At 55.1% G+C, this 25,515-nt stretch carries 20 protein-coding genes; 9 read left to right on the plus strand and 11 right to left on the minus strand.

Going from position 1 to position 25,515, the window contains the following annotated elements; all coding sequences use genetic code 11:
• Positions 1 to 20 precede the first annotated feature (20 nt).
• The 4 genes from hofC to nadC form a co-directional block, all read right to left on the minus strand.
• Positions 21 to 1,205, minus strand: coding sequence for a protein transport protein HofC (hofC, locus tag BFV64_RS03450; protein WP_069601700.1), 1,185 nt, complete (start codon positions 1,203 to 1,205; stop codon positions 21 to 23).
• A complete protein-coding gene (gene gspE, locus BFV64_RS03455; protein ID WP_045281047.1) occupies positions 1,195 to 2,577 on the minus strand; it encodes a type II secretion system protein GspE in 1,383 nt (460 codons plus the stop codon). Before gspE ends, hofC begins: the two co-directional genes overlap by 11 nt.
• A gap of 10 nt (positions 2,578 to 2,587) precedes the next feature.
• On the minus strand, positions 2,588 to 3,025 hold the full coding sequence (gene ppdD / locus BFV64_RS03460; RefSeq protein ID WP_014882558.1) for a prepilin peptidase-dependent pilin: 438 nt from the start codon (positions 3,023 to 3,025) through the stop codon (positions 2,588 to 2,590).
• A gap of 173 nt (positions 3,026 to 3,198) precedes the next feature.
• The gene (gene nadC, locus BFV64_RS03465; protein WP_045281046.1) at positions 3,199 to 4,092 is read right to left on the minus strand and encodes a carboxylating nicotinate-nucleotide diphosphorylase; all 894 of its coding nucleotides are present in this window, start codon (positions 4,090 to 4,092) and stop codon (positions 3,199 to 3,201) included.
• Positions 4,093 to 4,179: 87 nt separating this feature from the next.
• On the opposite strand from nadC, the gene ampD reads away from it, so the two are divergent.
• Together ampD and ampE are read left to right on the plus strand one after the other, a co-directional pair.
• Positions 4,180 to 4,731, plus strand: coding sequence for a 1,6-anhydro-N-acetylmuramyl-L-alanine amidase AmpD (gene ampD, locus BFV64_RS03470; RefSeq protein WP_023332089.1), 552 nt, complete (start codon positions 4,180 to 4,182; stop codon positions 4,729 to 4,731).
• Positions 4,732 to 4,740: 9 nt separating this feature from the next.
• The gene (gene ampE, locus BFV64_RS03475; RefSeq protein WP_023332090.1) at positions 4,741 to 5,595 is read left to right on the plus strand and encodes a beta-lactamase regulator AmpE; all 855 of its coding nucleotides are present in this window, start codon (positions 4,741 to 4,743) and stop codon (positions 5,593 to 5,595) included.
• Positions 5,596 to 5,613: 18 nt separating this feature from the next.
• On the opposite strand, the gene BFV64_RS03480 is transcribed toward ampE, so the two are convergent.
• From BFV64_RS03480 to BFV64_RS03495, 4 genes are all read right to left on the minus strand, one after another.
• Entirely contained in the window at positions 5,614 to 6,564 is a 951-nt protein-coding gene (locus tag BFV64_RS03480) for a glycoside hydrolase family 43 protein (RefSeq protein WP_069601701.1), read from the minus strand.
• 10 nt (positions 6,565 to 6,574) lie between these two features.
• Positions 6,575 to 7,972: a glycoside-pentoside-hexuronide (GPH):cation symporter gene (locus BFV64_RS03485; protein ID WP_014882563.1), complete on the minus strand. Its 1,398-nt coding sequence runs from the start codon at positions 7,970 to 7,972 to the stop codon at positions 6,575 to 6,577.
• 163 nt (positions 7,973 to 8,135) lie between these two features.
• Positions 8,136 to 9,506, minus strand: coding sequence for an aromatic amino acid transporter AroP (aroP, locus tag BFV64_RS03490; protein ID WP_014882564.1), 1,371 nt, complete (start codon positions 9,504 to 9,506; stop codon positions 8,136 to 8,138).
• Between the two features lie 45 nt (positions 9,507 to 9,551).
• Positions 9,552 to 9,779 carry a hypothetical protein gene (locus tag BFV64_RS03495; RefSeq protein WP_078309342.1) on the minus strand — a complete coding sequence of 76 codons (228 nt, stop codon included), beginning with the start codon at positions 9,777 to 9,779 and terminating at the stop codon, positions 9,552 to 9,554.
• Between the two features lie 263 nt (positions 9,780 to 10,042).
• Between BFV64_RS03495 and pdhR the strand changes: the two genes are divergently transcribed.
• The 5 genes from pdhR (at position 10,043) to traT (ending at position 18,030) form a co-directional block, all read left to right on the plus strand.
• Positions 10,043 to 10,807, plus strand: coding sequence for a pyruvate dehydrogenase complex transcriptional repressor PdhR (gene pdhR / locus BFV64_RS03500; RefSeq protein ID WP_014882565.1), 765 nt, complete (start codon positions 10,043 to 10,045; stop codon positions 10,805 to 10,807).
• A gap of 123 nt (positions 10,808 to 10,930) precedes the next feature.
• Positions 10,931 to 13,594 carry a pyruvate dehydrogenase (acetyl-transferring), homodimeric type gene (gene aceE, locus BFV64_RS03505; RefSeq protein WP_014882566.1) on the plus strand — a complete coding sequence of 888 codons (2,664 nt, stop codon included), beginning with the start codon at positions 10,931 to 10,933 and terminating at the stop codon, positions 13,592 to 13,594.
• Positions 13,595 to 13,608: 14 nt separating this feature from the next.
• Positions 13,609 to 15,504 (plus strand): pyruvate dehydrogenase complex dihydrolipoyllysine-residue acetyltransferase, encoded by a 1,896-nt coding sequence (aceF, locus tag BFV64_RS03510; protein WP_014882567.1) that lies wholly within the window; start codon positions 13,609 to 13,611, stop codon positions 15,502 to 15,504.
• 175 nt (positions 15,505 to 15,679) lie between these two features.
• Positions 15,680 to 17,104, plus strand: coding sequence for a dihydrolipoyl dehydrogenase (gene lpdA, locus BFV64_RS03515; protein ID WP_023332094.1), 1,425 nt, complete (start codon positions 15,680 to 15,682; stop codon positions 17,102 to 17,104).
• 194 nt (positions 17,105 to 17,298) lie between these two features.
• Positions 17,299 to 18,030, plus strand: coding sequence for a conjugal transfer complement resistance protein TraT (traT, locus tag BFV64_RS03520; RefSeq protein WP_014882569.1), 732 nt, complete (start codon positions 17,299 to 17,301; stop codon positions 18,028 to 18,030).
• 63 nt (positions 18,031 to 18,093) lie between these two features.
• Here the strand turns inward: traT and BFV64_RS03525 are convergent, their stop codons facing one another.
• Both BFV64_RS03525 and BFV64_RS03530 read right to left on the minus strand, forming a co-directional pair.
• Positions 18,094 to 18,885, minus strand: coding sequence for a DUF2950 family protein (locus BFV64_RS03525; RefSeq protein WP_045134579.1), 792 nt, complete (start codon positions 18,883 to 18,885; stop codon positions 18,094 to 18,096).
• A gap of 10 nt (positions 18,886 to 18,895) precedes the next feature.
• Positions 18,896 to 20,443: a DUF3300 domain-containing protein gene (locus tag BFV64_RS03530; RefSeq protein ID WP_069601702.1), complete on the minus strand. Its 1,548-nt coding sequence runs from the start codon at positions 20,441 to 20,443 to the stop codon at positions 18,896 to 18,898.
• Between the two features lie 891 nt (positions 20,444 to 21,334).
• Here BFV64_RS03530 and acnB point away from each other — a divergent pair.
• Positions 21,335 to 23,932: a bifunctional aconitate hydratase 2/2-methylisocitrate dehydratase gene (gene acnB / locus BFV64_RS03535; RefSeq protein ID WP_023332097.1), complete on the plus strand. Its 2,598-nt coding sequence runs from the start codon at positions 21,335 to 21,337 to the stop codon at positions 23,930 to 23,932.
• Between the two features lie 189 nt (positions 23,933 to 24,121).
• A complete protein-coding gene (yacL, locus tag BFV64_RS03540) occupies positions 24,122 to 24,484 on the plus strand; it encodes a protein YacL (protein ID WP_014882574.1) in 363 nt (120 codons plus the stop codon).
• 45 nt (positions 24,485 to 24,529) lie between these two features.
• Here the strand turns inward: yacL and BFV64_RS03545 are convergent, their stop codons facing one another.
• Positions 24,530 to 25,501: a hypothetical protein gene (locus BFV64_RS03545; RefSeq protein ID WP_023339017.1), complete on the minus strand. Its 972-nt coding sequence runs from the start codon at positions 25,499 to 25,501 to the stop codon at positions 24,530 to 24,532.
• Positions 25,502 to 25,515 lie beyond the last annotated feature (14 nt).

Raw genomic sequence — 25,515 nt, forward strand, 5'->3', positions numbered from 1 at the left:
CCGTGCGCCAGCACTATTGGCTATCCCGCGCTCATCGCATCCCCCAAATGGAAAATGGGCAAATACATTGCCACCACTAGCGTGCCGATGATGATCCCCGTGACAACCAGTAGTAACCGCTCCAGGAGTGCTGCCAGATTGTCGGCCAACTGGAAAGTTTGCTCCGTGTGATGACGAGCAAGGTTTGCCAGCATGATGTCCAGTGAACCTGACATTTCGCCCGTTCGTAAAAGCTGAATACAGAGCGGGGTAAAGATTGCCGCTTTCTGAAAGGATGACCAGACGGGAAGTCCTTTTTCAATATCTTCGCGTATTCTGCAAAGGATCCCTTGCCAGTAGCCGCTTTCTACGGTCTCTTCTGCGCTCTCAAGCCCCTGTAAAAAGGCAATGCCTGCCTGCTGTGTGAGCGACAGTACGGTGAAGATCTGCCCCAGCTTTTGCCCTTTCGCCAGCGCCCCCATTACAGGTAGATGCAGAAGAAATCGCTGCCAGCGAGGCGTGTGACGCAGAGTCCAGGCGGCGGCTACCGGAACAAGCAGCACCGCGAACAGTGCGAGAGCGTAGGACTGCATAAACGCGGATATACCCATCACTATCCGCGTCAGCGCCGGAAGGGGAGTGTTAAACGTTTTGTAGATTGCGGCGAACTCGGGCAACACCAGGGTGACCATGGCGAGTACGACGAGTACCGCCAGCGTCAGGATGATCGCCGGGTAGCGCAGCGCTTTTTTCACTTTCTGACCGAGTTGCTGCTGCGCTTTTTGTTGCTGGGCGAGCTGGCGACAGCACTCTTCCAGCTTCCCTGTCAGCTCACCCGTTTTTACCATTGAGATATGCAATGGGGTAAAGACCGCGGGCCACCGCCTGAGCGCCTCAGAAAAAGGGCACCCTTCACTGAGTTCATCGGCAACGCTTTGCAGCAGTGCCCGCCACGGTTCTGATGGATGCTGGTCAGCCAGCATTTGCAGGCTATGCGCAAGCGTTAGTCCGGCCTGCAGCAGCGTGGCGAGCTGGCGAAATATCTCGTAGCAGTGATGAGGGCGCCAGCGGTGTCTCTGAGGGCATCGGGAGAGGGCCAGAGGATGCAGGTCGTTCCGCATTAGCCTGGTGAAGGCCGCGTTGCGGTCTGTGGCCCAGATTGTCCCGCTTCGGGGTTCTCCTTCTGTGGAGAGGGCTCGCCAGCGCCAGAGGTGATTAGTGGCCATCGGGCATACCCAAAACACGCAATAATTCTTCGAGCGTGGTTAGCCCTTGCTCAATGGCCATACAGCCGTGTTCAAACAGCGAGATTAACCCTGCCTGCCGGGCACTGGCTTCTATCACTTCGGTGCCTGCCCCGCTGGCAATTGCCTGGCGCAGAGGGTTGTCGATTGCCAGTACTTCAAAAATCGCCACCCGGCCGTAAAAACCGTGATAGCAACGATCGCAGCCTGTGGGTTGCCAGCGGGGAAGTGGTCGCGGCCAAACCGGGCGGGGTAAGCCCGAATGCTCCCCGTTTTGCTGTCGGCAATGTGGACAAAGACGCCGAACCAGCCGTTGTGCAATCACCATAGAGAGTGCGGAAGAGATCATCCAGCGCGCGACGCCCATCTGCTCCAGGCGAATCAGGGTTTCCGTTGTCGAGTTGGTATGCAGCGTCGACAATACCAGGTGCCCGGTCTGCGCGGCATTAATAGCGATCTCTGCCGTTTCGCCATCACGAATTTCGCCGACCATAATGATATCCGGATCCTGACGCAGCAGCGCCCTTAGCACGCTCTGAAATGTCAGGCCCGCTCGCGGGTTAATCTGCGTCTGATTCAATCCCGCAAGCGGGATTTCAATGGGATCCTCTACGCTGCAGATGTTGACGTCAGGGGTGTTAAGCGCCTGTAACGCGCTATAGAGGGTGACGGTTTTGCCGCTGCCTGTGGGGCCGGTAACCAGAATCAGCCCCTGAGGCTGGTGCAGTGACGCAGTAAAACAGGCCAGTTGCTCAGCGCTCATGCCGAGTGCTTTCGGTTCAAGAGCCTGCTGAACCTGATGCAGCAGTCGCAGCACAATTTTCTCACCGCCGTTGCAGGGAAGCGTGGCGATACGAAACGAGACCGGCTCGTTTGTCAGCTCAATGGTAAACTGACCATCCTGCGGTAAGCGGCGTTCAGCAATATCCAGATTACCCAGCACTTTTAACCGGGCGCTGAGCATCGTTGCCAGCGCGGCGGAAAGCGGAGGTTGCGGGCAAAGTACGCCATCGATACGTAAGCGAATCTGGCACGCGTGCTCCATCGGTTCAATATGGATGTCGGAGGCGCGCTGGTTTATCGCCTGTTGCAGCGTGTGGTTGAGGATATCCACCGCTGAATGTGCCTGCGAAACGTTAGGCAGATGCGATTGCGCGCTTAACTGCCGATGCTTTTCCATGCGTTCAGCGCTCCAGCACTCGATATCAATCCGTTTCTGCGTTGCGAAGCGCAGGGCTTCCATCAGTTCAGGTGCGGGGCTTCCCACGACGGCGATACTGACCATGTCACTGTCGCTGGTGAGCAGCAGAGCATGATGGCGAAGGCAAAGTGCCACGAGTTGATCTGTGTTCATTGTCCGCCCCTCAGTTATTGTCGAAGCGGAAGACGTCTTCACAGGCCTGCTTAAGCTCGCTGTCAGCACTGATGTTGCAGTCACGCGTCCAGCCTGTCATACCGTTGCCGTTATTCCACTGTGGCGTCATGGTCACCGTCAGTCCGTTGAGACTCTCCTGACCCGTCAAGGTCACGATCCCTTTTGCCACGTTCATTGCTGAGACGTAACGCGTCGTCGTCGGGGAAGGGATGCCGTTACTGCCTGCGTCACAGCTCTCCACGCCACCGTGATCGAGCGCGCAAAGCTCAATGGCAGTGCGATAGGGAATGAAGGTTTGCAGCATATCGGTGAGGGCGGCTTTACGCAGGTAGTTCTGATAGGCGGGAACGCCGATGGCGCTCAGAATCGCAATAATGCCAATGACCACCATCAGCTCAATGAGTGTGAATCCTTGTTGTCTGTCCATATCTGCTCCTTATGCAAAGTGGCGCTACTCTGGCAGTGCGAAAGGAGAGAAACGAGGGGCAAAAAAGGGAACGGGAAAGGGGCTTCAGAGAATTCATGCAGTGTTGCAGAGAAGAACAACGGATTTGCGAGCAGGACTGAAATTCCCCTCTCCGGGCGGAGAGGGGAAGCGTGTTATTTGAAGCGCATGGAGAGGTCAAGGGCGCGAACGTGTTTGGTCAGCGCGCCGACGGATATGTAGTCCACACCGGTTTCGGCGAATTCACGGATCGTGTCGAACGTGACGTTCCCGGAAACTTCAAGCTGGGCGCGGCCGTTAGTCAGTGTTACTGCCTCGCGCATCTGCTCAGTTTCGAAATTGTCGAGCATGATGATATCGGCTCCGGCCTTAACGGCCTGCTCCAGCTCTTCCAGGCTTTCGACTTCCACTTCAACAGGGACATCCGGGTGCAGCCAGAAGGCTTTCTCAACGGCCTGGCGCACGGAACCCGACGCAATAATGTGGTTCTCTTTGATCAGGAAGGCATCGGATAAGCCCAGTCGATGGTTGGCGCCGCCGCCACAGAGCACCGCGTACTTCAGCGCAGTGCGCAGGCCTGGCAGCGTTTTGCGGGTATCCAGCAGCTGAGTGTGGGTGCCGGCCAGGAGGTCAACATAGCGACGTACTTCGCTGGCGACGCCAGAGAGCGTTTGTACAAAATTGAGCGCGGTGCGTTCGCCGGTCAGCAAGACGCGCGAGGGACCGTCCAGCTCGAACAGCGGCTGATTGGCTGTAATCGCATCACCATCTTCAACGTGCCAGGTCACCTGCACATCATCGCCCGCCAGTTGAGTAAATACCTCTTCAACCCAACGCTTGCCGCAAAAAACGCCCTCTTCACGGGTAATAATGACCGCGTGGGAACGTGTCTCTTTTGGCAATAATTGTGCGGTAATGTCTTTATCGGCATTCACGTCACCCCCAAGGTCTTCTTTTAACGCATGGGCAACGCTTGCCGGAATATCCATATTAATACGTTCCAGAAGTGCTTCACGTCGGTGGTCGGGGTTGTAGCGGCGAGGCGGCATGATAAAACTCCAAATTGGTAACGAATCATAATATTGAAACATGCTACTCTGAACCGAGTCATTGCACCATACAGAAGGAGTTCCAGCATGTTGTTAGAAAACGGATGGCTGGTGGATGCGCGGCGCGTACCCTCGCCGCACCACGATTGCCGCCCGGAGGATGAAAAGCCCACACTGCTGGTGGTTCATAATATTAGTCTCCCGCCGGGTGAATTTGGCGGCCCGTGGATCGATGCGTTATTCACGGGAACGATAGATCCCAATGCCCATCCTTTCTTCGCTGAGATTGCGCATTTGCGCGTGTCGGCTCACTGTCTGATTCGTCGTGATGGTGAGGTGGTTCAGTATGTTCCTTTTGATAAGCGCGCCTGGCATGCCGGGGTGTCGATGTATCACGGGCGCGAACGGTGCAACGATTTCTCCATTGGGATCGAGCTGGAAGGCACGGATACTACGCCCTACACCGACTCACAGTATCAACAGTTAGCGGCTGTGACCCGTACGCTTATCGGACTCTACCCGGCAATCGCCGACAACATTACCGGACACAGTGATATCGCTCCGGCGAGAAAAACCGATCCTGGCCCGGCATTTGACTGGCCCCGCTTTCGCGCCATGCTCACCGCGTCGTCAGAATAAGGAGATACCATGACGTTGTTTACCATGCTGCTGGTTATCATCGCTGAACGTCTGTTCAAGCTCGGTGAGCACTGGCATCTGGATCACCGGCTGGAGGTGTTATTCCGCCGCATCAGGCACTTTTCCATGCTGCGCACGCTGCTGATGATGGCGGGTGTGATGGTGATTACCTTCCTGCTGCTGCGCGCGCTGTACGGACTCTTTTTCAATGTGCCGCTGCTGGTGGTGTGGATCCTGCTTGGCGTGCTGTGCATTGGTGCGGGCAAGGTGCGTTTGCACTACCACGCTTATCTTAAAGCGGCCTCCCGCGATGATGCCCACGCGCGCGGTGCCATGGCGAGCGAACTGACGATGATCCACGGCGTGCCGCCGGATTGCGACGAGCGCGAGTTCCTGCGCGAGCTGCAAAATGCGCTGCTGTGGATTAACTTCCGTTACTACCTCGCGCCGCTGTTCTGGTTTGTGGTGGGCGGCCCGGTGGGACCCGTCTTGCTGATGGGGTACGCGTTCCTGCGTGCCTGGCAGACCTGGCTTGCCCGTTATCTGACGCCGCATGAACGTTTGCTCTCCGGCATTGATGCCATCCTGCATGTGCTCGACTGGCTGCCGGTGCGTCTGGTGGGTGTGGTGTATGCGCTCATTGGCCACGGTGAAAAAGCATTGCCAGCGTGGTTTGCGTCTCTGGGCGACCGACACACCTCGCAGTATCAGGTGTTAACCCGTCTGGCGCAGTTTTCCCTGGCGCGAGAGCCGCATACCGACAAGATTGAAACGCCAAAAGCGGCGGTTTCAATGGCAAAGAAAACGTCGTTTGTGGTGGTGGTGGTGGTGGCGCTGCTGACCATTTACGGCACGCTGGTGTAAGCCAGCGCGCCGCAAACGCTATAGCGTATCCGCAGGCGGGATGCCGAAATCAGGCATCCCGCTTTCATTCCAGCGGACAAGCTTCAGTCGGGTATGGCGATTCGGATCGTACAGCGGGTCGCCCTCAATTTCGGTGTAATTCCGCGCGTGATACACCAGCACATCTTCCCCTTCCGGCGTTTGCGTAAAGCTGTTGTGACCCGGGCCGTACTGACGATTTTCGTAGCTGGTAACGAACACCGGACGCGCAGATTTGTGCCAGTTCGCCGGCTGTCGCGGATCGGCATTCAGGTATATCCACAATAACCCCATGCAGTAGTTCTCATCGGTGGCGCTAGCGGAGTAGCTGATAAACAGCTTGTCGCCGTGAACCAGCACCGCCGGACCTTCATTAACCAGAAATCCGCGGCATTCCCAGTCATATTCAGGTTTACTGAGCATCACCGGCTCGCCTTTCAGCGTCCACGGATTTTCCATTTCACACAGATAAAGGTTGGAGTTTCCGGCGATATCCGGCGCTTTTTGCGCCCACAGATACCAGCGTTTCCCCTGATGGACAAAGGTGGTGGCATCGAGGGCGAAAGTGTCGAATGGCGTTTTTATTTGCCCCTTCTCGACCCACGTACCGGCGAGCGGATCGCTGTCGGTACACTCCAGCGCAAACATTCGGTGCTGGAACATGCCGAGGCTATCAAGCGCCTGGGTGTGCGTCGCGGCAAAATAGATGTACCACTTCCCGTCGATGTGATGCAGTTCTGGGGCCCAAATCAACTGGCTCATTGGACCGGTGTCGGGTTTGCGCCAGACCACTATCTCTTCGGCGCTGCGCAAGCCCTCCAGCGAGTCAGCACGGCGGATAGCCAGCCTGTCGTACTCCGGCACGGAGGCAATAAAATAGTATTGCCCCTCATGATGTAAAATGTACGGGTCGGCGCGTTGTTCAATAAACGGGTTTGGCCAGGTTTGCATGCAACTTTCCTTATTTTGTCTCTGCGGCTTTGAGTTCCTGATAAGCGTTCAGCTCGCGGTAGTTGGCGCGGCGCTTTTCCAGATCGGACTGGATCATCTTCATGGTTTCGCGGTCCACTTTCAGCAGGCGTACAACGCCCGCGGTAATTAAGTATCCAACGCCAGGAATAACGGTAAACAGCAGTACGATACCGTTAATGGCCTCCGCGCTTTGCGCTTTTGCGCCTGCGTCGTAACCGTACCAGGAGAGCAGAAAACCGACCATTGCCCCGGCAATCGCCAGACCCAGCTTCAGGAAGAAAATGTTGCCGGAGAAGCTGATCCCGGTGATGCGTTTCCCGGTTTTCCACTCGCCGTAGTCATCCACGTCAGCCATCAGCGACCAGTGCAGCGGAGACGGGATCTGGTGCAGGATGTTCAGCAGAACGTAGAGCACCACGATGGTGACGGTGGCTTTCGGGTCGAAGAAATAGAAGGCGCAGGAAAATATCGCCAGCACGATATTGGTCCAGAAGAAGACCTTCAGTTTACACCAGCGGTCGGTCAGCACTTTTGCCAGCACGCTGCCAAGCATCATGCCGATAACCCCCAGGCTGATAAACACGGTGGCGAAGTGGGTGCTCTGGCCCATCACCCAGGTGACGTAATACATGGTTGCCGCCATGCGGATAAAGCCCGGGCAGACGTTGCAGAGCGTCAGGAGCAAAATTCGCACCCACTGGTCGTTTTTCCACACGTCTTTCAGGTCATTTTTCAGCTCGTCGTGGGTCTGCACCGCCGGGCGCACGCGCTCGCGCACGGTGGCGAAGCAGAACAGGAACATGCAGGTGCCAATCAGCGCCAGTACGGTCATTGCCATCTGGTAGCCTTTGGCTTTGTTATCCCCGCCAAACCAGTCGGCCATCGGCAGCAGCGTCAATGACAGCAGCAACGTGGCGATGCCGACCAGCACGAAGCGGTAGGACTGGCAGGCCACACGCTCTTTCGGATCGTTGGTGATCACCCCTCCTAACGAGCAGTAAGGGATGTTGATGGCCGTATAGGTTAATGAGAGCAGGAAGTAGGTGACAAACGCATAGATAACTTTGCTGTTATAGCTCCACTCCGGTGTGGTGAACATCAGAATACTGAACAGCGCGTAGGGGAAGGCAATCCACAGCAGCCATGGACGAAAACGGCCATATTTACTGCGGGTGCGGTCGGCAATTGCCCCCATGATAGGGTCGGTGACGGCGTCAATCACACGGACCGACAGCAGTAAGACCCCCACCAGCGCAGGCGCGAGGCCAAATATGTCGGTATAAAAATAGTTAACAAACAGCATGATGGCGCCAAAGATGATGTTGCAACCTGCATCGCCCATCCCATAGCCGATCTTTTCTTTTACTGACAGTTTAGCGTTATCCATAGACTGCTCTCCGGGTTTCGGTATGGAGAGAATTATTTGCTGGCAAACGAATATATGCGTTGCAGTATCAGGGCGGTGATATGGATAAAAACGCTGTAGGGATGAAAGTGTGAGGGAGGTAACAACGCGCGGTACCCGCAAAAGCAGGTACCGCGGAGGAGACTTAGTGGGCCTTCATGGCCTTGCGGCTTTTCTGGCTGAAGAGATAGCCAACGCCCAGCACGGCAATCCAGACCGGGATCAGGTAGACGGAGATTGCCATACCCGGCGTGATCAGCATGATCACCAGCACGGCCGCCATAAACAGCAGGCAGATCCAGTTACCCAGCGGATAGAGCAGGGCAGGGAAGCGCGTCGTCACGCCCTGCTGCTGTTTCGCGCGGCGGAACTTGATGTGCGCCAGGCTGATCATCGCCCAGTTGATGACCAGTGCAGAGACCACCAGTGCCATTAGCAGGCCAAATGCGGATTCCGGCGCCATGTAGTTAATCAGCACGCACAGCGCCGTCACGATGGCTGAAACAATGATGGTGTTGACCGGCACGCCGCGTTTATCAACGTTGAGCAGCATCTTCGGCGCATTGCCCTGCTGGGCCAGACCGAACAGCATACGGCTGTTGCAGTATACGCAGCTGTTGTACACGGAAAGCGCCGCGGTCAGCACCACGACATTGAGCGCGTTCGCCACGACGGTATCACCCAGTTCGTGGAAAATCAGCACAAACGGACTGGTGTCGGCAGTGACGCGCGTCCATGGCAGCAGGGAGAGCAGGACTGCCAGCGAGCCCACATAGAAGATCAGAATTCGGTAGATAACCTGATTCGTCGCTTTCGGGATGCTCTGCTCAGGATTGTCGGCTTCTGCGGCGGTGATACCCACCAGTTCCAGACCGCCGAAAGAGAACATAATGATGGCCATCATCATCACCAGACCGGTCATGCCGTGAGGCAGGAAGCCGCCCTGTTCCCAGAGGTTACGCACGGTTGCCTGTGGGCCACCGTTGCCGCTGAACAGCAGCCAGCCGCCAAAGATAATCATCGCCACGACGGCGATCACTTTGATGATGGCAAACCAGAACTCCATCTCACCGAACACTTTTACGTTGGTGAGGTTAATGGCGTTGATAATGACGAAGAAAGCTGCAGCAGAAACCCAGGTTGGGATGTCGGGATACCAGAACTGAATATACTTCCCGACGGCAGTCAGCTCGGCCATGGCAACCAGAACGTACAATACCCAGTAGTTCCAGCCGGAGGCGAAACCGGCAAAGCTGCCCCAGTACTTATAGGCAAAGTGGCTGAAGGAGCCAGCGACCGGCTCCTCGACAACCATTTCACCTAACTGGCGCATGATCAGAAAAGCAATGAAACCCGCAATCGCGTAACCCAAAATAATGCCCGGACCGGCAGACTGGATAACGGATGCGCTGCCCAGAAACAGGCCGGTACCAATAGCACCGCCCAGTGCGATGAGCTGAATATGGCGGTTTTTTAGCCCGCGCTTTAGCTGATCGCCGTGCTGTTGAGCTTCCATTTGAAACCTCGTGTGTGGTTGTTATGTCACGCTGTGCGTGTGTAATTATGAAAATCCATATTCTGTATTTATTTCTTTACGGTTAAACGAACCGAAAAAAGCGGAGATGACTTCCGTAAGCGCCAGAATAGTGGTAAGTGCCTGTGAATGCACCTGCTTTATGAAGGGCTGATGACGAGTTGAATAAAAAGAAAGCATTTGTAAATCACTCCGCTCTCGCTTCTTACCCCAACCTATAGAATAGAAATGCGCCTTAAGTGGGCGAATTTTCATAATTTGCCTTGTTGAATCGCTTCAGATTGCAAAAACCCTCGTTTCATTATGGTTAAAACTCCCACTTTGGGAGTAATCAACTCATTTGTGCAAAGTTACATTTCTGAAACGTTATTTCTGTAAGGTTGTTAAAATGTGCAGGGTTTACTGATTTCAATCAAAACCAATATGGACAGAAGGTGAATACTTTGTTACTTTAGCGATACGAAATATAAATTGGTAAGACCAATTGACTCCGGGCAAAAAGGCGTAAGACAGGGAATATGGCCTACAGCAAAATTCGCCAACCAAAACTATCTGATGTGATTGAGCAGCAGCTGGAGTTTTTAATCCTCGAAGGGACTCTGCGCCCGGGTGAGAAACTTCCGCCAGAACGCGAACTGGCAAAACAGTTCGACGTTTCACGTCCCTCTCTGCGTGAGGCGATTCAACGCCTCGAAGCAAAGGGCTTGCTGCTTCGTCGCCAGGGCGGCGGAACCTTTGTGCAAAACAGCCTGTGGCAGAGCTTCAGCGATCCGCTGGTAGAACTTCTCTCTGACCACCCAGAATCCCAGTTTGACCTGCTTGAGACCCGTCACGCGCTGGAAGGTATTGCGGCCTATTACGCTGCCCTTCGCAGCACTGATGAAGATCGCGTGCGTATCCGCGAGCTGCATCAGGCCATTGAACGGGCACAGCAGTCCGGCGATTTAGACGCCGAGTCCAGCGCCGTCGTCCAGTATCAAATCGCCGTCACCGAAGCGGCACACAATGTGGTGCTCCTCCATCTGCTACGCTGCATGGAGCCGATGCTGGCCCAGAACGTTCGTCAGAATTTTGAATTGTTGTATGCCCGTCGGGAGATGCTCCCACTGGTAAGCAACCATCGCACCCGAATATTCGAGGCGATAATGGCCGGGGAACCGGAGCAGGCGCGCGAAGCGTCGCACCGTCACCTGGCTTTCATTGAGGAAATCTTGCTGGACCGCAGCCGTGAACAATCGCGTCGCGAACGTTCATTACGCCGCATACAGCAACGAAAGGATTAAGCGCCAGGTACTTTTAGAGCGCGGCAACTAAACGCAGAACCTGTCTTATTGTGTTCTTGCTGAAGAGCACAATGGGACAGGTTCCAGACAAATCAACGTATTAGATAGATAAGGAATACCCCCATGTCAGAACGTCTCCAAAATGACGTGGATCCGATCGAAACTCGCGACTGGCTACAGGCGATCGAATCGGTCATCCGTGAAGAAGGTGTTGAGCGCGCTCAGTATCTGATTGATCAGCTGCTTTCTGAAGCCCGCAAAGGCGGCGTGAAGGTTGCTTCAGGTGCAGGGGCTAGCAACTACGTAAACACGATTGCCGTTGAAGACGAACCGGAATACCCGGGCAATCTGGATCTGGAACGTCGTATCCGTTCAGCTATCCGCTGGAACGCCATCATGACTGTTCTGCGCGCGTCCAAGAAAGATCTGGAGCTGGGTGGCCACATGGCGTCCTTCCAGTCTTCTGCGACCGTTTACGAAGTGTGCTTTAACCACTTCTTCCGTGCAGCGAACGAGAAAGACGGCGGCGATCTGGTGTACTTCCAGGGCCACATCTCTCCGGGCATCTATGCACGTGCATTCCTGGAAGGTCGTCTGACTGAAGAGCAGATGAACAACTTCCGTCAGGAAGTTCACGGTAAAGGCCTGTCTTCTTACCCGCACCCTAAACTGATGCCTGAATTCTGGCAGTTCCCGACCGTATCCATGGGTCTGGGTCCAATCGGTGCGATCTATCAGGCTAAATTCCTGAAATATCTGGAACACCGTGGTCTGAAAGACACCTCTGAGCAGACCGTTTACGCCTTCCTGGGCGACGGCGAAATGGATGAACCAGAATCTAAAGGTGCGATCACCATCGCAACCCGTGAGAAGCTGGACAACCTGTGCTTCATCATCAACTGTAACCTGCAGCGTCTGGATGGTCCGGTAACCGGTAACGGCAAGATCATCAACGAACTGGAAGGCATCTTCGCGGGTGCTGGCTGGAACGTAATCAAAGTCATGTGGGGTTCCCGTTGGGACGAACTGCTGCGTAAAGACACCAGCGGTAAACTGATCCAGCTGATGAACGAAACCGTTGACGGTGACTACCAGACCTTCAAATCCAAAGACGGTGCCTACGTGCGTGAGCACTTCTTCGGTAAATATCCTGAAACCGCCGCACTGGTTGCAGACTGGACTGATGAGCAGATCTGGGCGCTGAACCGTGGTGGTCACGATCCGAAGAAAATCTACGCGGCACTGAAAAAAGCGCGTGAGACCAAAGGTAAAGCGACTGTTATCCTGGCCCATACCATCAAAGGTTACGGCATGGGTGATACCGCAGAAGGTAAAAACATCGCTCACCAGGTTAAGAAAATGAACATGGACGGCGTGCGTTATATCCGCGACCGTTTCAACGTTCCAGTGACCGATGAGCAGGTAGAAAACCTGTCTTACATCACCTTCCCGGAAGGTTCTGAAGAGCACAAGTACCTGCACGAACGTCGTCAGGCGCTGAAAGGCTACCTGCCAGCTCGTCAGCCTAACTTCACCGAGAAGCTGGAACTGCCAGCGCTGGAAGACTTCTCTCAGCTGCTCGAAGAGCAGAACAAAGAGATCTCTACCACTATCGCTTTCGTTCGTGCCCTGAACGTGATGCTGAAGAACAAGTCGATCAAAGATCGTCTGGTGCCAATCATCGCCGACGAAGCGCGTACTTTCGGTATGGAAGGTCTGTTCCGTCAGATCGGTATCTACAGCCCGAACGGCCAGCAGTACACCCCGCAGGACCGTGAGCAGGTTGCTTACTATAAAGAAGACGAGAAAGGTCAGATCCTGCAGGAAGGTATCAACGAGCTGGGTGCAGGCGCATCATGGCTGGCTGCTGCGACCTCTTACAGCACCAACAACCTGCCGATGATCCCGTTCTACATTTACTACTCCATGTTCGGGTTCCAGCGTATCGGTGACCTGTGCTGGCAGGCAGGCGACCAGCAGGCTCGCGGCTTCCTGATCGGTGGTACTTCTGGTCGTACGACCCTGAACGGTGAAGGTCTGCAGCACGAAGATGGTCACAGCCACATTCAGTCTCTGACTATCCCTAACTGTATCTCTTACGACCCGTCTTACGCGTACGAAGTGGCAGTTATCATGCATGACGGTCTGCAGCGCATGTACGGTGAAGCGCAAGAGAACATTTACTACTACATCACCACCCTGAACGAAAACTACCACATGCCGGCAATGCCAGCAGGTGCCGAGGAAGGTATCCGTAAAGGTATCTACAAACTCGAAACTGTTGAAGGTAGCAAAGGTAAAGTTCAGCTGCTGGGCTCCGGCTCTATCCTGCGTCACGTGCGTGAAGCCGCACAGATCCTGGCGAAGGACTACGGTGTCGGTTCCGACGTGTACAGCGTGACCTCCTTCACTGAACTGGCTCGTGATGGCCAGGATTGTGAGCGCTGGAACATGCTGCACCCAATGGAAACTCCACGCGTTCCGTACATCGCTCAGGTGATGAACGACGCGCCAGCGGTGGCGTCTACTGACTATATGAAACTGTTCGCTGAGCAGGTTCGTACTTACGTTCCAGCTGATGATTATCGCGTACTGGGTACTGACGGCTTCGGTCGTTCAGACAGCCGCGAAAACCTGCGTCACCACTTCGAAGTTGATGCTTCTTACGTGGTTGTAGCAGCACTGGGCGAACTGGCTAAACGTGGCGAAATCGATAAGAAAGTGGTTGCGGACGCAATTACCAAATTCAACATCGATGCAGATAAAGTTAACCCGCGTCTGGCGTAAGAGGTAAAAGAATAATGGCTATCGAAATCAATGTACCGGACATCGGGGCTGATGAAGTTGAAATCACCGAGATCCTGGTCAAAGTGGGCGACAAAGTTGAAGCTGAACAGTCGCTGATCACCGTAGAAGGCGACAAAGCCTCTATGGAAGTCCCGTCTCCTCAGGCTGGCATCGTTAAAGAGATTAAAGTCTCTGTTGGCGATAAAACCGAGACCGGCAAACTGATCATGATTTTCGATTCCGCCGACGGTGCAGCAGCTGCTGCACCTGCGCAGGAAGAGAAGAAAGAAGCCGCTCCGGCTGCTGCTCCAGCAGCTGCCGCCGCAGCAAAAGAAGTGAACGTGCCTGACATCGGCGGTGACGAAGTCGAAGTCACCGAAATCCTGGTGAAAGTGGGCGACACCGTTGCGGCTGAGCAATCACTGATCACCGTAGAAGGTGACAAAGCCTCTATGGAAGTCCCTGCGCCGTTCGCGGGTACCGTTAAAGAGATCAAGATCAACACCGGTGACAAAGTGTCTACAGGCTCCCTGATCATGGTCTTCGAAGTGGCGGGTGCTGCACCTGCTTCCGCGCCTGCTCAGGCTGCTGCTCCGGCTCCGGCCGCTGCACCGGCTGCTGCTGGCGGCGCGAAAGACGTTAACGTACCGGACATCGGCGGTGACGAAGTTGAAGTGACGGAAGTGATGGTGAAAGTGGGCGACAAAGTTGCCGCTGAACAGTCACTGATCACCGTTGAAGGCGACAAAGCTTCCATGGAAGTTCCTGCGCCGTTCGCGGGTACCGTTAAAGAGATCAAAATCAGCACTGGCGACAAAGTGTCTACCGGCTCTCTGATCATGGTCTTCGAAGTGGAAGGCGCTGCGCCTGCCGCCGCTCCGGCTGCCGCTGCTGCTCCAGCACCGGCTGCTGCACCGGCTCAGGCTGCTAAACCTGCTGCTGCCCCTGCTGCGAAAGCAGAAAAATCTGAGTTCGCTGAAAACGACGCGTATGTCCACGCCACCCCGCTGATTCGTCGCCTGGCGCGCGAGTTCGGTGTGAACCTGGCGAAAGTGAAAGGGACTGGCCGTAAGGGTCGTATCCTGCGCGAAGACGTTCAGACCTACGTGAAAGACGCGGTGAAACGTGCCGAAGCTGCACCTGCTGCAGCCGCTGGCGGCGGTATCCCGGGCATGCTGCCATGGCCGAAAGTGGACTTCAGCAAGTTCGGCGAAATCGAAGAAGTGGAACTGGGCCGTATCCAGAAAATCTCTGGTGCTAACCTGAGCCGTAACTGGGTGATGATCCCGCACGTTACGCACTTCGACAAAACCGATATCACCGATCTGGAAGCGTTCCGTAAACAGCAGAACGCCGAAGCTGAGAAGCGTAAACTGGACGTGAAATTCACCCCAGTGGTCTTCATCATGAAAGCCGTTGCCGCTGCACTTGAGCAGATGCCACGCTTCAACAGCTCCCTGTCTGAAGACGGCCAGAAGCTGACGCTGAAGAAATACATCAACATCGGTGTTGCGGTTGATACGCCAAATGGTCTGGTTGTTCCGGTCTTCAAGGACGTGAACAAGAAGAGCATCACTGAGCTGTCCCGTGAACTGACCACCATCTCCAAAAAAGCGCGTGATGGTAAGCTGACTGCCGGCGAAATGCAGGGCGGCTGCTTCACTATCTCCAGCATCGGTGGCCTGGGCACTACCCACTTCGCGCCGATTGTGAACGCGCCGGAAGTGGCTATCCTCGGTGTGTCCAAGTCCGCGATGGAGCCGGTGTGGAATGGTAAAGAGTTTGTGCCGCGTCTGATGATGCCAATCTCTCTGTCCTTCGACCACCGCGTGATCGACGGTGCTGATGGTGCGCGTTTCATCACCATCATCAACAACATGCTGAGCGACATTCGCCGCCTGGTGATGTAATCGAAAAGCCGGCCAGTCGGCCGGCTTTTTTCTGGTAATCTCACGATGTTTTTGAGGTTACTGGCGTAAGCAAAAATTCATGAGCCGTTTGTTGTTTCAAAATTGTTAACAATTTTGTAAAATGCGGGCGGATAGAACGACCCGGTGGACGACGGGTATAAATTAAGAGGTCATGATGAGCACAGAAATCAAAACTCAGGTCGTAGTACTTGGGGCAGGCCCGGCAGGTTATTCCGCAGCATTCCGCGCCGCGGATTTAGGTCTGGAAACCGTCATCGTAGAACGTTACAGCACCCTCGGTGGTGTTTGTCTGAACGTCGGCTGTATCCCTTCTAAAGCGCTGCTGCACGTCGCGAAAGTGATCGAAGAAGCCAAAGCGCTGGCTGAACACGGTATCGTCTTCGGCGAGCCGAAAACCGATATCGACAAAATTCGTACCTGGAAAGAGAAAGTTATCACTCAGCTGACCGGCGGTCTGGCGGGTATGGCCAAAGGCCGTAAAGTGAAAGTGGTAAACGGTCTGGGTAAATTCACCGGTGCGAACACCCTGGAAGTGGAAGGCGAAAACGGCAAAACCGTGATCAACTTCGACAACGCGATCATCGCGGCAGGTTCTCGCCCAATCGAACTGCCATTCATTCCACATGAAGATCCGCGCGTGTGGGATTCCACCGATGCACTGGAGCTGAAAACCGTTCCTAAGCGCCTGCTGGTTATGGGTGGCGGTATCATCGGTCTGGAAATGGGTACCGTGTACCATGCGCTGGGTTCAGACATTGACGTGGTTGAAATGTTCGACCAGGTTATCCCGGCTGCAGACAAAGACATCGTTAAAGTCTTCACCAAACGTATCAGCAAGAAATTCAACCTGATGCTGGAAACCAAAGTAACTGCCGTTGAAGCCAAAGAAGACGGTATTTACGTTTCCATGGAAGGCAAAAAAGCCCCATCCGAACCACAGCGTTACGACGCCGTGCTGGTGGCTATCGGCCGTGTGCCGAACGGTAAAAACCTCGACGCGGGCAAAGCTGGCGTGGAAGTGGACGACCGTGGTTTTATCCGCGTTGACAAACAGCTGCGCACTAACGTGCCGCACATCTTTGCTATCGGCGATATCGTCGGTCAGCCAATGCTGGCGCACAAAGGTGTTCACGAAGGTCACGTTGCCGCTGAAGTTATCGCCGGCATGAAACACTACTTCGATCCGAAAGTGATCCCATCTATCGCGTACACCGAGCCAGAAGTGGCATGGGTGGGTCTGACTGAGAAAGAAGCGAAAGAGAAAGGCATCAGCTACGAAACCGCCACCTTCCCGTGGGCTGCTTCTGGCCGTGCTATCGCTTCCGACTGCGCAGACGGTATGACCAAACTGATCTTCGACAAAGAGACTCACCGCGTGATCGGTGGTGCGATTGTCGGGACCAACGGCGGCGAGCTGCTGGGTGAAATCGGTCTGGCGATCGAAATGGGTTGCGACGCGGAAGACATCGCGCTGACCATCCACGCTCACCCGACTCTGCACGAGTCCGTGGGCCTGGCGGCAGAAGTGTTTGAAGGTAGCATCACCGACCTGCCAAACGCGAAAGCGAAGAAGAAATAAGTTTCTTTTGATTGCTAAACGCCTCTCCGGAGGCGTTTTTTTTGCCCTAAAACTACCCAAATTGGTAGTCATCTCGTTGATATTTCCGCTAAAAATTCCTCTTCATCTGCCGATACTTTTTTCACCGTTGTGTGGCTACTGGCTGCGCTGTTCAGGGGTTCTGGACTTTTAATTACACGAAAAAAGGAAAACGCATGTCTTTAAAGAAAGTTGTGGGAATTGGCTTACTGGCGTCAGTCATGACGCTGACCGGATGTGGCGCGATGACGACTGCCGTGAAAAAACGCAACCTGGAAGTGAAAACCCAGATGAGTGAGACCATCTGGCTTGAGCCTTCCAGTGAAAAAACGGTCTACATCCAGGTTAAAAACACCTCCGATAAAGACATGAGCAACCTCCAGACGCTGCTGGCAAACGATCTGAGCGCTAAAGGGTATAAGGTAACGTCCTCACCTGACAGCGCATACTACTGGGTGCAGGCTAACGTCCTTAAAGCAGACAAAATGGACCTGCGCGAGTCTCAGGGCTACCTGAAAACCGGCTATGAAGGCGCCGCCGTGGGGGCCGCTCTGGGTGCCGGTATTACCGCCTACAACAGCAACTCCTCTGGCGCCGCGCTGGGCGTGGGTCTGGCGGCTGGGCTAATTGGCATGGCGGCAGATGCGATGGTAGAAGATGTGAACTACACCATGGTTACCGACCTGCAGATCTCTGAGCGTAGCAAAGCGAAAGTCACCACCGATAACATTGCGGCGCTGCGTCAGGGTACGTCCGGCGTGAAGCTGCAAACCAGCAGCGAGCAGGGCGATCGCGCGAAGTATCAGACCCGCGTGGTATCGAATGCTAACAAGGTCAATTTGAAATTCGAAGAAGCGAAACCAGTTCTGGAAGCGCAGTTGGCGAAATCAGTGGCAAATATTCTGTAAGTAAAACAGCCGGGTGGCGGCTTCGCCTTACCCGGCCTACAAAACGTGGTCCGTTGACGTTACTCAGGGTTCGACGGGCTGCCAGGTTTTATCCGGGCTATACGCGGTCATCACCCGGACTTTCTGCTCAGAATCGCGGCCGAGATCGGACTGGTAAACCTTGTCGTTCTGGTTTATCACGAAGCTCATCACGCCGGTTTGACCATAGCTGACCGGCCAGGCCACCATCGCGAAACCGTTATTATCCGGCAGGATGCGGAAGCGATAGCCGTGGTATCCCGCCCCAGGCTCTTTCGGACTGAACGCCGGACCAAGTGGGCTTGGCGTTTCGCCTGGCGAGACGGGCCAGTACAAACCATCCTTTTTCCCGTCCGCGCTGACAATTTTCTGCGCGTATTTCTGGTTCAGCGCAAAATAGTTCTGCTGGGCATCCACATAGGCATGTAAGGCTTCAATGGCGGCAAGCTCGTTACGCCCAATCTCGCGGGTCAGGATCTCCTCGGCCCCTTCTTTCATGTCAAATTGCCAGCCGGAAGCGGTTTTAACCACCGGGATGGGAAGCTGCCAGCCGCTGTCTCCGACAGCAAGATGTGCTGTGTTACCCTCGACAACCGTGTTGTGCCGGACTTTCCAGTCACGCAGGAAGCGAGCAACGGCATCAGGATCTACCCCTTCAGGCGGCAGAAAGTCGCGCCAGTTTTCGCCGAGCAGATTGCTCATCGCACTTTCGTTTTGCTCGCTGATGGCGCTAGCCAGCGCATCTGTTGCCTGTTCTGGCGTGCTGAAAGATTGCTGCGCCATCGCGGACGCCGACATCATGAACACCACCATTCCACAGAGAAGTTTATTTTTCATGTTTGCTCCCTTAACGATGACGGAATTCACGGTGTTCAACACGTCCGGCAGATGCCTGACGCGGCGGCTGATGACGGGCAGCCAGTTGTCTGCTTTGCGAACCACGCTGCTGCTGGGCTTGCCAGTTGGCGGAGCGACTGTCGTTACCGCTCAGCGCATTCGCCCTGGGCTGACTGGTTCGCTGCTGGAGCGCGTGTTGTTGCGCAGGTTGTGAGATTCGTTTCTCCTGTCGCTGCGTTGCGGTCTGGCGGTTTTCGCGCTGCTGTGTGGTTGTCCGCTTCGCCGTCTGAGTTTTGGTGTCATAGCCACGGTAGTTACTGCGCTGAGAAATCTGCTTGAGCTGTTCACTTGAGGCCTGCCGCTGTGCATCTTTAATCCCCGGGTGCGCAGTCTGTGGGAAGGTTTTGCCCGTCGATTTCTCCATCTGGCTGAGGGCGGCCTGACGCTGGCTATCGCGGTTAACCGGTTTTTGCTGTGTTGCGCTGAGCCCCGTAGCCGTGTTGGTGGAGTGGAAGCGCGTGTTGAGCTGGTTTGTCGGGTAGGGCACACCTTCCCGGTAGGCCGGGTTGTGCTGCCAGGTGCGGCTGGCGTCCGTCAGACGCTGACCACTGATTTTATTAAAGTTCTGAACGTTAATATTGATGTTGTTATCACCGTTGCGATTATAGCCGCCGTGATCCCAGTCATCGTCATGATGGTGATGATCCCAGTCATCATCGTCATCCCAGTCGATATTGCTGAAGATGGCGTAGGTTGTCGCCACGCCCAGGCTAAAGCCTAAGCCTTTCACCAGGCTGTCGGTAAATTGCTCTCCAGGCGAGGGCGGGAGATAGGTTGGCGGATACGCGCTGTTTGGCCAGGTACCGTAAACCGTATTGGGGTTATAGGTGGGGACGTAAACGACCTGCGGGTCAGCGGATTCAATTTTAATGACCGTGGGTGCGGGCGCGGTAGATGTGGTTGACTCGCTGGAGGTAGTTTTCGCTGGCGCCGGTTTTGTCACGGTGGTGACCGTCTGCTGAGGCGTGGATTGTAAAGCGCCGGTCTTCTGCGCCAGCGCGCGCAGGCGCTGAACGGAATCCATCACGTCCTTCGGCTGCGCGAGAAACGCATCGCCGAGGTTTTGTACCCACGGTGGATTCCCGCCCATCAGCGACATTAACTGAGGAAACGCCACCAGCGATTTCACGCTGGGATCCCACGGCTGGCTCGCCACCGCCTGAATCGCGGCATCGCCCTGCATGTTGGGGTTATCTTTTGACCACTGCGCGGCCTGGATAACGTTGGCCGGATAGGTCGATGCCATTAAAATTTGAGACAGCAGCGCGTCCGGGTAGAGCGCAATCGGGGCGACCCACTGATCGATTTGCGCGGCCGTGTAAGCTGGTGCGACAACGGGAGCGGGTTGGGCCGCAGGTGTTGCCACCTGTTGTTGGGCGACAGGCGCGGGAGCGACAGGCTCTGATGCACGGCTTTTGACAAACATCACGCCAGAGGCGGCAAACAGCCCGGTACTGCACAGAAGGACGAGCAGATGTGGCTTAAAGGGCAACTTCATATAGTGACTCCAACGAGACAAGCGCTGTGCCGTGAGGCGTTACGGTTGGCGTGAGTATTATTCACCCGTCTTTTACGGTTTTGACTTTTCTTGGGAAGCGTCGATTTTGTCCGGACAAAGAGTGTGAATATTTATTACACAATTATATAGGATGGTTGAAAAACCGCCGGGGTTTCAGAAGGCCGCTCTTGCGAGCGGCCAGCAGCTAGTTGCCGAGGTTGACGACGAACAGCACCGTGATGTCGGATATGTTCCAGCCACCGTGTAGTGCGGTAAGCAGTAAACCGATCGCAACGATCAGCGCAGTGATTCGCATCTCCATTGCATGCGTTCCTGTACAGGCTACGCGGGTTCATTCTTCACCGGGAAAGGCAGAACCAGGCAAGTTGGGATTGCCGCGTAGGTTACGGAACTGCTCCCGGGCCCGGTGACTGGTTGCTACGCCAGCGAAGCAGGCCGGGGAGAAGAGTAATCGACTCAGCGGTCTTTCAGAAGACGAAAAATGAAGTTGAACGGATTTTTATTCGAAGCAGGAAGGCGCTACGCAAAATCGACATAATGGCTTGCAAGCCAGCGTGGCGTGATGCAAAATTCATCGCGTTGGGATTGCCGCAAATCTGCCAACCCGGTGTGCTACCACCGCAAGGCAACAAATTAACCGCTGTGAAGCGGTTTTTTTGTACCCCAAATTCGTCTCGTTTCCCCGCTACACCATGCTTAACGATTCAGCAAATATTTTAATGTTGCTTTTTTGTAAACAGATTAACACTGTGCAGAAATCCTGCTATGCTGCCCGACGCGGTATCGGGCATTTACCCTACAAACTGCTGTCTCACAGGAGCGTGAAGAGAACGCCCGCCGCATATGACAATGAGAGCGAGGAGAACCGTCGTGCTAGAAGAATACCGTAAGCACGTAGCAGAACGTGCCGCCGAGGGAATTGTACCCAAACCGTTAGATGCAACCCAAATGGCCGCGCTCGTCGAGCTGCTGAAGAACCCGCCTAAGGGCGAAGAAGAATTCCTGTTAGATCTGCTGATCAACCGCGTACCGCCTGGCGTAGATGAAGCTGCCTACGTAAAAGCCGGATTCCTTGCTGCTATCGCCAAAGGCGAAGCCACCTCCCCACTGGTTACTCCTGAAAAAGCCATTGAACTGCTCGGCACTATGCAGGGTGGTTACAACATTCATCCGCTGATTGACGCGCTGGATAACGACACGCTGGCACCGATTGCCGCGAAAGCGCTCTCTTCAACGCTGCTGATGTTCGATAACTTCTACGATGTCGAAGAAAAAGCCAAAGCGGGCAATGTCTATGCGAAGCAGGTGATGCAGTCCTGGGCGGATGCCGAATGGTTCCTCAACCGTCCGGCCCTGGCTGAAAAAATTACCGTGACCGTCTTCAAAGTGACCGGTGAAACCAACACCGATGACCTCTCTCCGGCGCCGGATGCGTGGTCTCGTCCTGATATCCCTCTGCACGCCCTGGCGATGCTGAAGAATGCCCGTGAAGGCATTGAGCCGGATCAGCCGGGTAGCGTCGGCCCGATCAAACAGATCGAAGCGCTTCAGGAGAAAGGTTTCCCGCTGGCCTATGTGGGTGATGTTGTGGGTACCGGTTCTTCCCGTAAGTCCGCGACCAACTCCGTGCTGTGGTTCATGGGTGACGACATTCCGCACGTGCCTAACAAGCGCGGCGGCGGCCTGTGCCTCGGCGGCAAAATTGCCCCTATCTTCTTTAACACCATGGAAGATGCAGGTGCGCTGCCGATTGAAGTGGATGTCAGTAACCTGAACATGGGCGACGTGATTGACGTCTACCCGTATAAAGGCGAAGTGCGTAACCACGACACTAACGAACTACTGGCAAGCTTCGAGCTGAAAACCGACGTGCTGATCGACGAAGTGCGTGCCGGTGGCCGTATCCCGCTGATCATCGGTCGTGGCCTGACCACCAAAGCGCGTGAAGCGCTGGGCCTGCCGCACTCAGACGTGTTCCGTCACGCGAAAGATGTTGCGGAAAGCAACCGTGGTTATTCGCTGGCGCAGAAAATGGTGGGTCGCGCATGCGGCGTTGCGGGTATTCGCCCTGGCGCATACTGCGAGCCGAAGATGACTTCCGTGGGGTCTCAGGACACCACCGGCCCAATGACCCGTGACGAACTGAAAGACCTGGCGTGCCTGGGCTTCTCTTCTGATCTGGTGATGCAGTCCTTCTGTCACACAGCGGCGTATCCGAAGCCGGTTGACGTGACCACGCACCACACGCTGCCAGACTTCATCATGAACCGTGGCGGTGTCTCCCTGCGTCCAGGTGACGGTGTTATCCACTCCTGGCTGAACCGCATGCTGCTGCCGGATACCGTGGGTACCGGTGGTGACTCCCACACCCGTTTCCCTATCGGTATCTCCTTCCCGGCGGGCTCCGGTCTGGTGGCATTTGCGGCTGCGACCGGCGTGATGCCGCTGGATATGCCGGAATCAGTGCTGGTGCGCTTCAAAGGTAAAATGCAGCCGGGTATCACCCTGCGCGACCTGGTTCACGCGATCCCGCTGTATGCGATTAAACAGGGCCTGCTGACCGTTGAGAAGAAAGGGAAGAAAAACATCTTCTCTGGCCGCATTCTGGAAATCGAAGGTCTGCCGGATCTGAAAGTGGAGCAGGCGTTCGAGCTGACCGATGCCTCCGCTGAGCGTTCTGCGGCGGGCTGTACCATCAAGCTGAACAAAGAGCCGATTATTGAGTATCTGACCTCCAACATCGTGCTGCTGAAGTGGATGATTGCAGAAGGCTACGGCGACCGTCGTACGCTGGAGCGTCGTATCCAGGGCATGGAGAAATGGCTGGCGGATCCGCAGCTGCTGGAAGCGGACGCTGACGCAGAGTATGCGGCGGTGATCGACATCGATCTGGCGGATATCAAAGAGCCAATCCTGTGTGCGCCGAACGATCCTGACGATGCGCGTCTGCTCTCTGATGTGCAGGGCGATAAGATCGACGAAGTGTTCATCGGCTCCTGCATGACCAACATCGGTCACTTCCGTGCTGCCGGTAAGCTGCTGGATACCCATAAAGGCCAGCTGCCGACCCGCCTGTGGGTGGCACCGCCAACCCGTATGGATGCCGCACAGCTGACGGAAGAAGGTTACTACAGCGTGTTTGGTAAGAGTGGTGCGCGTATCGAAATCCCAGGTTGTTCCCTGTGTATGGGTAACCAGGCGCGCGTGGCGGACGGTGCGACGGTGGTCTCCACCTCTACCCGTAACTTCCCGAACCGTTTAGGTACCGGTGCGAACGTTTACCTGGCTTCTGCGGAGCTGGCTGCGGTTGCGGCGCTGATTGGCAAGCTGCCAACGCCGGAAGAGTACCAGACCTTTGTGGCTCAGGTAGATAAGACGGCGGTGGACACCTATCGCTATCTGAACTTCGACCAGCTCTCTCAGTACACCGAGAAGGCTGACGGGGTTATCTTCCAGACGGCAGTATAAACAGCCAAACCGTCTCTACGAGACGGTTTTTAGTGTTTGCACCCTCTCCCGTGGGAGAGGGACGGGGTGAGGGCATCAGGCCGCTGGGTCTTGCTCTCACTTTTTATTTTCATTCCTCCCGCCTCTCCCGCTTTTTTTCTTCCTCTCTACTGCGATAATTACCCTAATGGCTTTGCAGAGGAAAATACTATGGATTACGAATTTCTGCGCGACATCACCGGAGTGGTGAAAGTGCGTATGTCGATGGGGCACGAAGCCGTTGGCCACTGGTTTAACGAAGAGGTGAAAGAGGATCTCGCGCTGCTGGATGAAGTTGAACAGGCGGCGAAGACGGTAAAAGGCAGTGAACGCTCCTGGCAACGTGCCGGACATGAATACACGCTGTGGATGGATGGCGAAGAGGTGATGGTGCGCGCCAACCAGCTGGAGTTTTCGGGTGATGAGATGGAAGAGGGGATGAGCTACTACGATGAAGAGAGCCTGTCGCTGTGCGGCGTCGAGGACTTTTTGCAGGTGGTAGCTGCGTACCGGGCGTTTATGAAACAGAAGTAACGGAAATTCCCTCCGGAGAGCCGGAGGGAATCTGCGGGTTTTACGCTACAGTAAAAATCTCACAAAATTAGCGGTAGGGTTGGTCGCTGCAACGGGTGTTGCCCTCCCGGCGCTGAACGACCACGCCTGGCATTGGGAGGCGACTGGCATACCGTCGTTACGTACAAGGAATTTCACACCACCCGGGTTTTGCGGTGGATCGCTGACCGGCATTCCGCAGGCGATCAGAAAATCAATGTCGCTGTTTTTGCTCTGCAGCTCCGCTATCCGTTGCTCCCAGCCCGCCGGGCGAACATTCCCCTGCGTGAAGTAATCCAGACAGATATCAATGCTGAACGGCTTATCGCCCGCATAAGTATTGGTGAAGTAATCGGTGACAACGATCCCATGCAATGATTCTGCCGACACTTCGCTGCTGTCGCCGATATGAATGATCTGACCATCCGGCAATTGGGCAGAAATATGCCCCGGGATCGCGTGGCTGTCCGTCTGAGGAAAGAAATCAATCGTGGAAACGTAGCGTTTCGGCCACATCGTCAGGGATTTATCGCTACGGGTATTTTGCCCGCACAGCAGCCAGTTCACGGCGTGAAAAACGGCGTCGTGGCAGGGCGTCTTCTCACTCTCGTCATCGTCTCGATACAGGATGGCACAGGTTCCCGCCAGAAAGGTGATGGCAGAGGAGGGGTCCCCGGAACGGGCAGGGAAGGCATCAATCAGTCTGTTAACGTAGTCGCTGACATTGCTCATGCAGAAATCACCGAGCTTCATGATGTCATCTTCACTGTGCACATTACTCCAGCGGGTATTCCAGAAGAATTCTGGAAGCGTGACAAAGGTATGATCCCAGCTGCCGGAGTCGGTTTCCAGTACCGTTTTGAGCTGAGCACTGACCTGACTCAGGCGGAATTCCATCCGCTCTTTGGCGTGTGCCAGCAGATCTTCATCCGCCCCTCGCAGGTCGTCTGCCTCGTGCGTAAAGGAGTCAGCACACCAGGAAAGAATTCGAATTGTCATGTTACACCTCGTGA

It is taken from the genome of Enterobacter kobei (assembly GCF_001729765.1).
Taxonomy (GTDB): Bacteria; Pseudomonadota; Gammaproteobacteria; order Enterobacterales; family Enterobacteriaceae; genus Enterobacter; species Enterobacter kobei.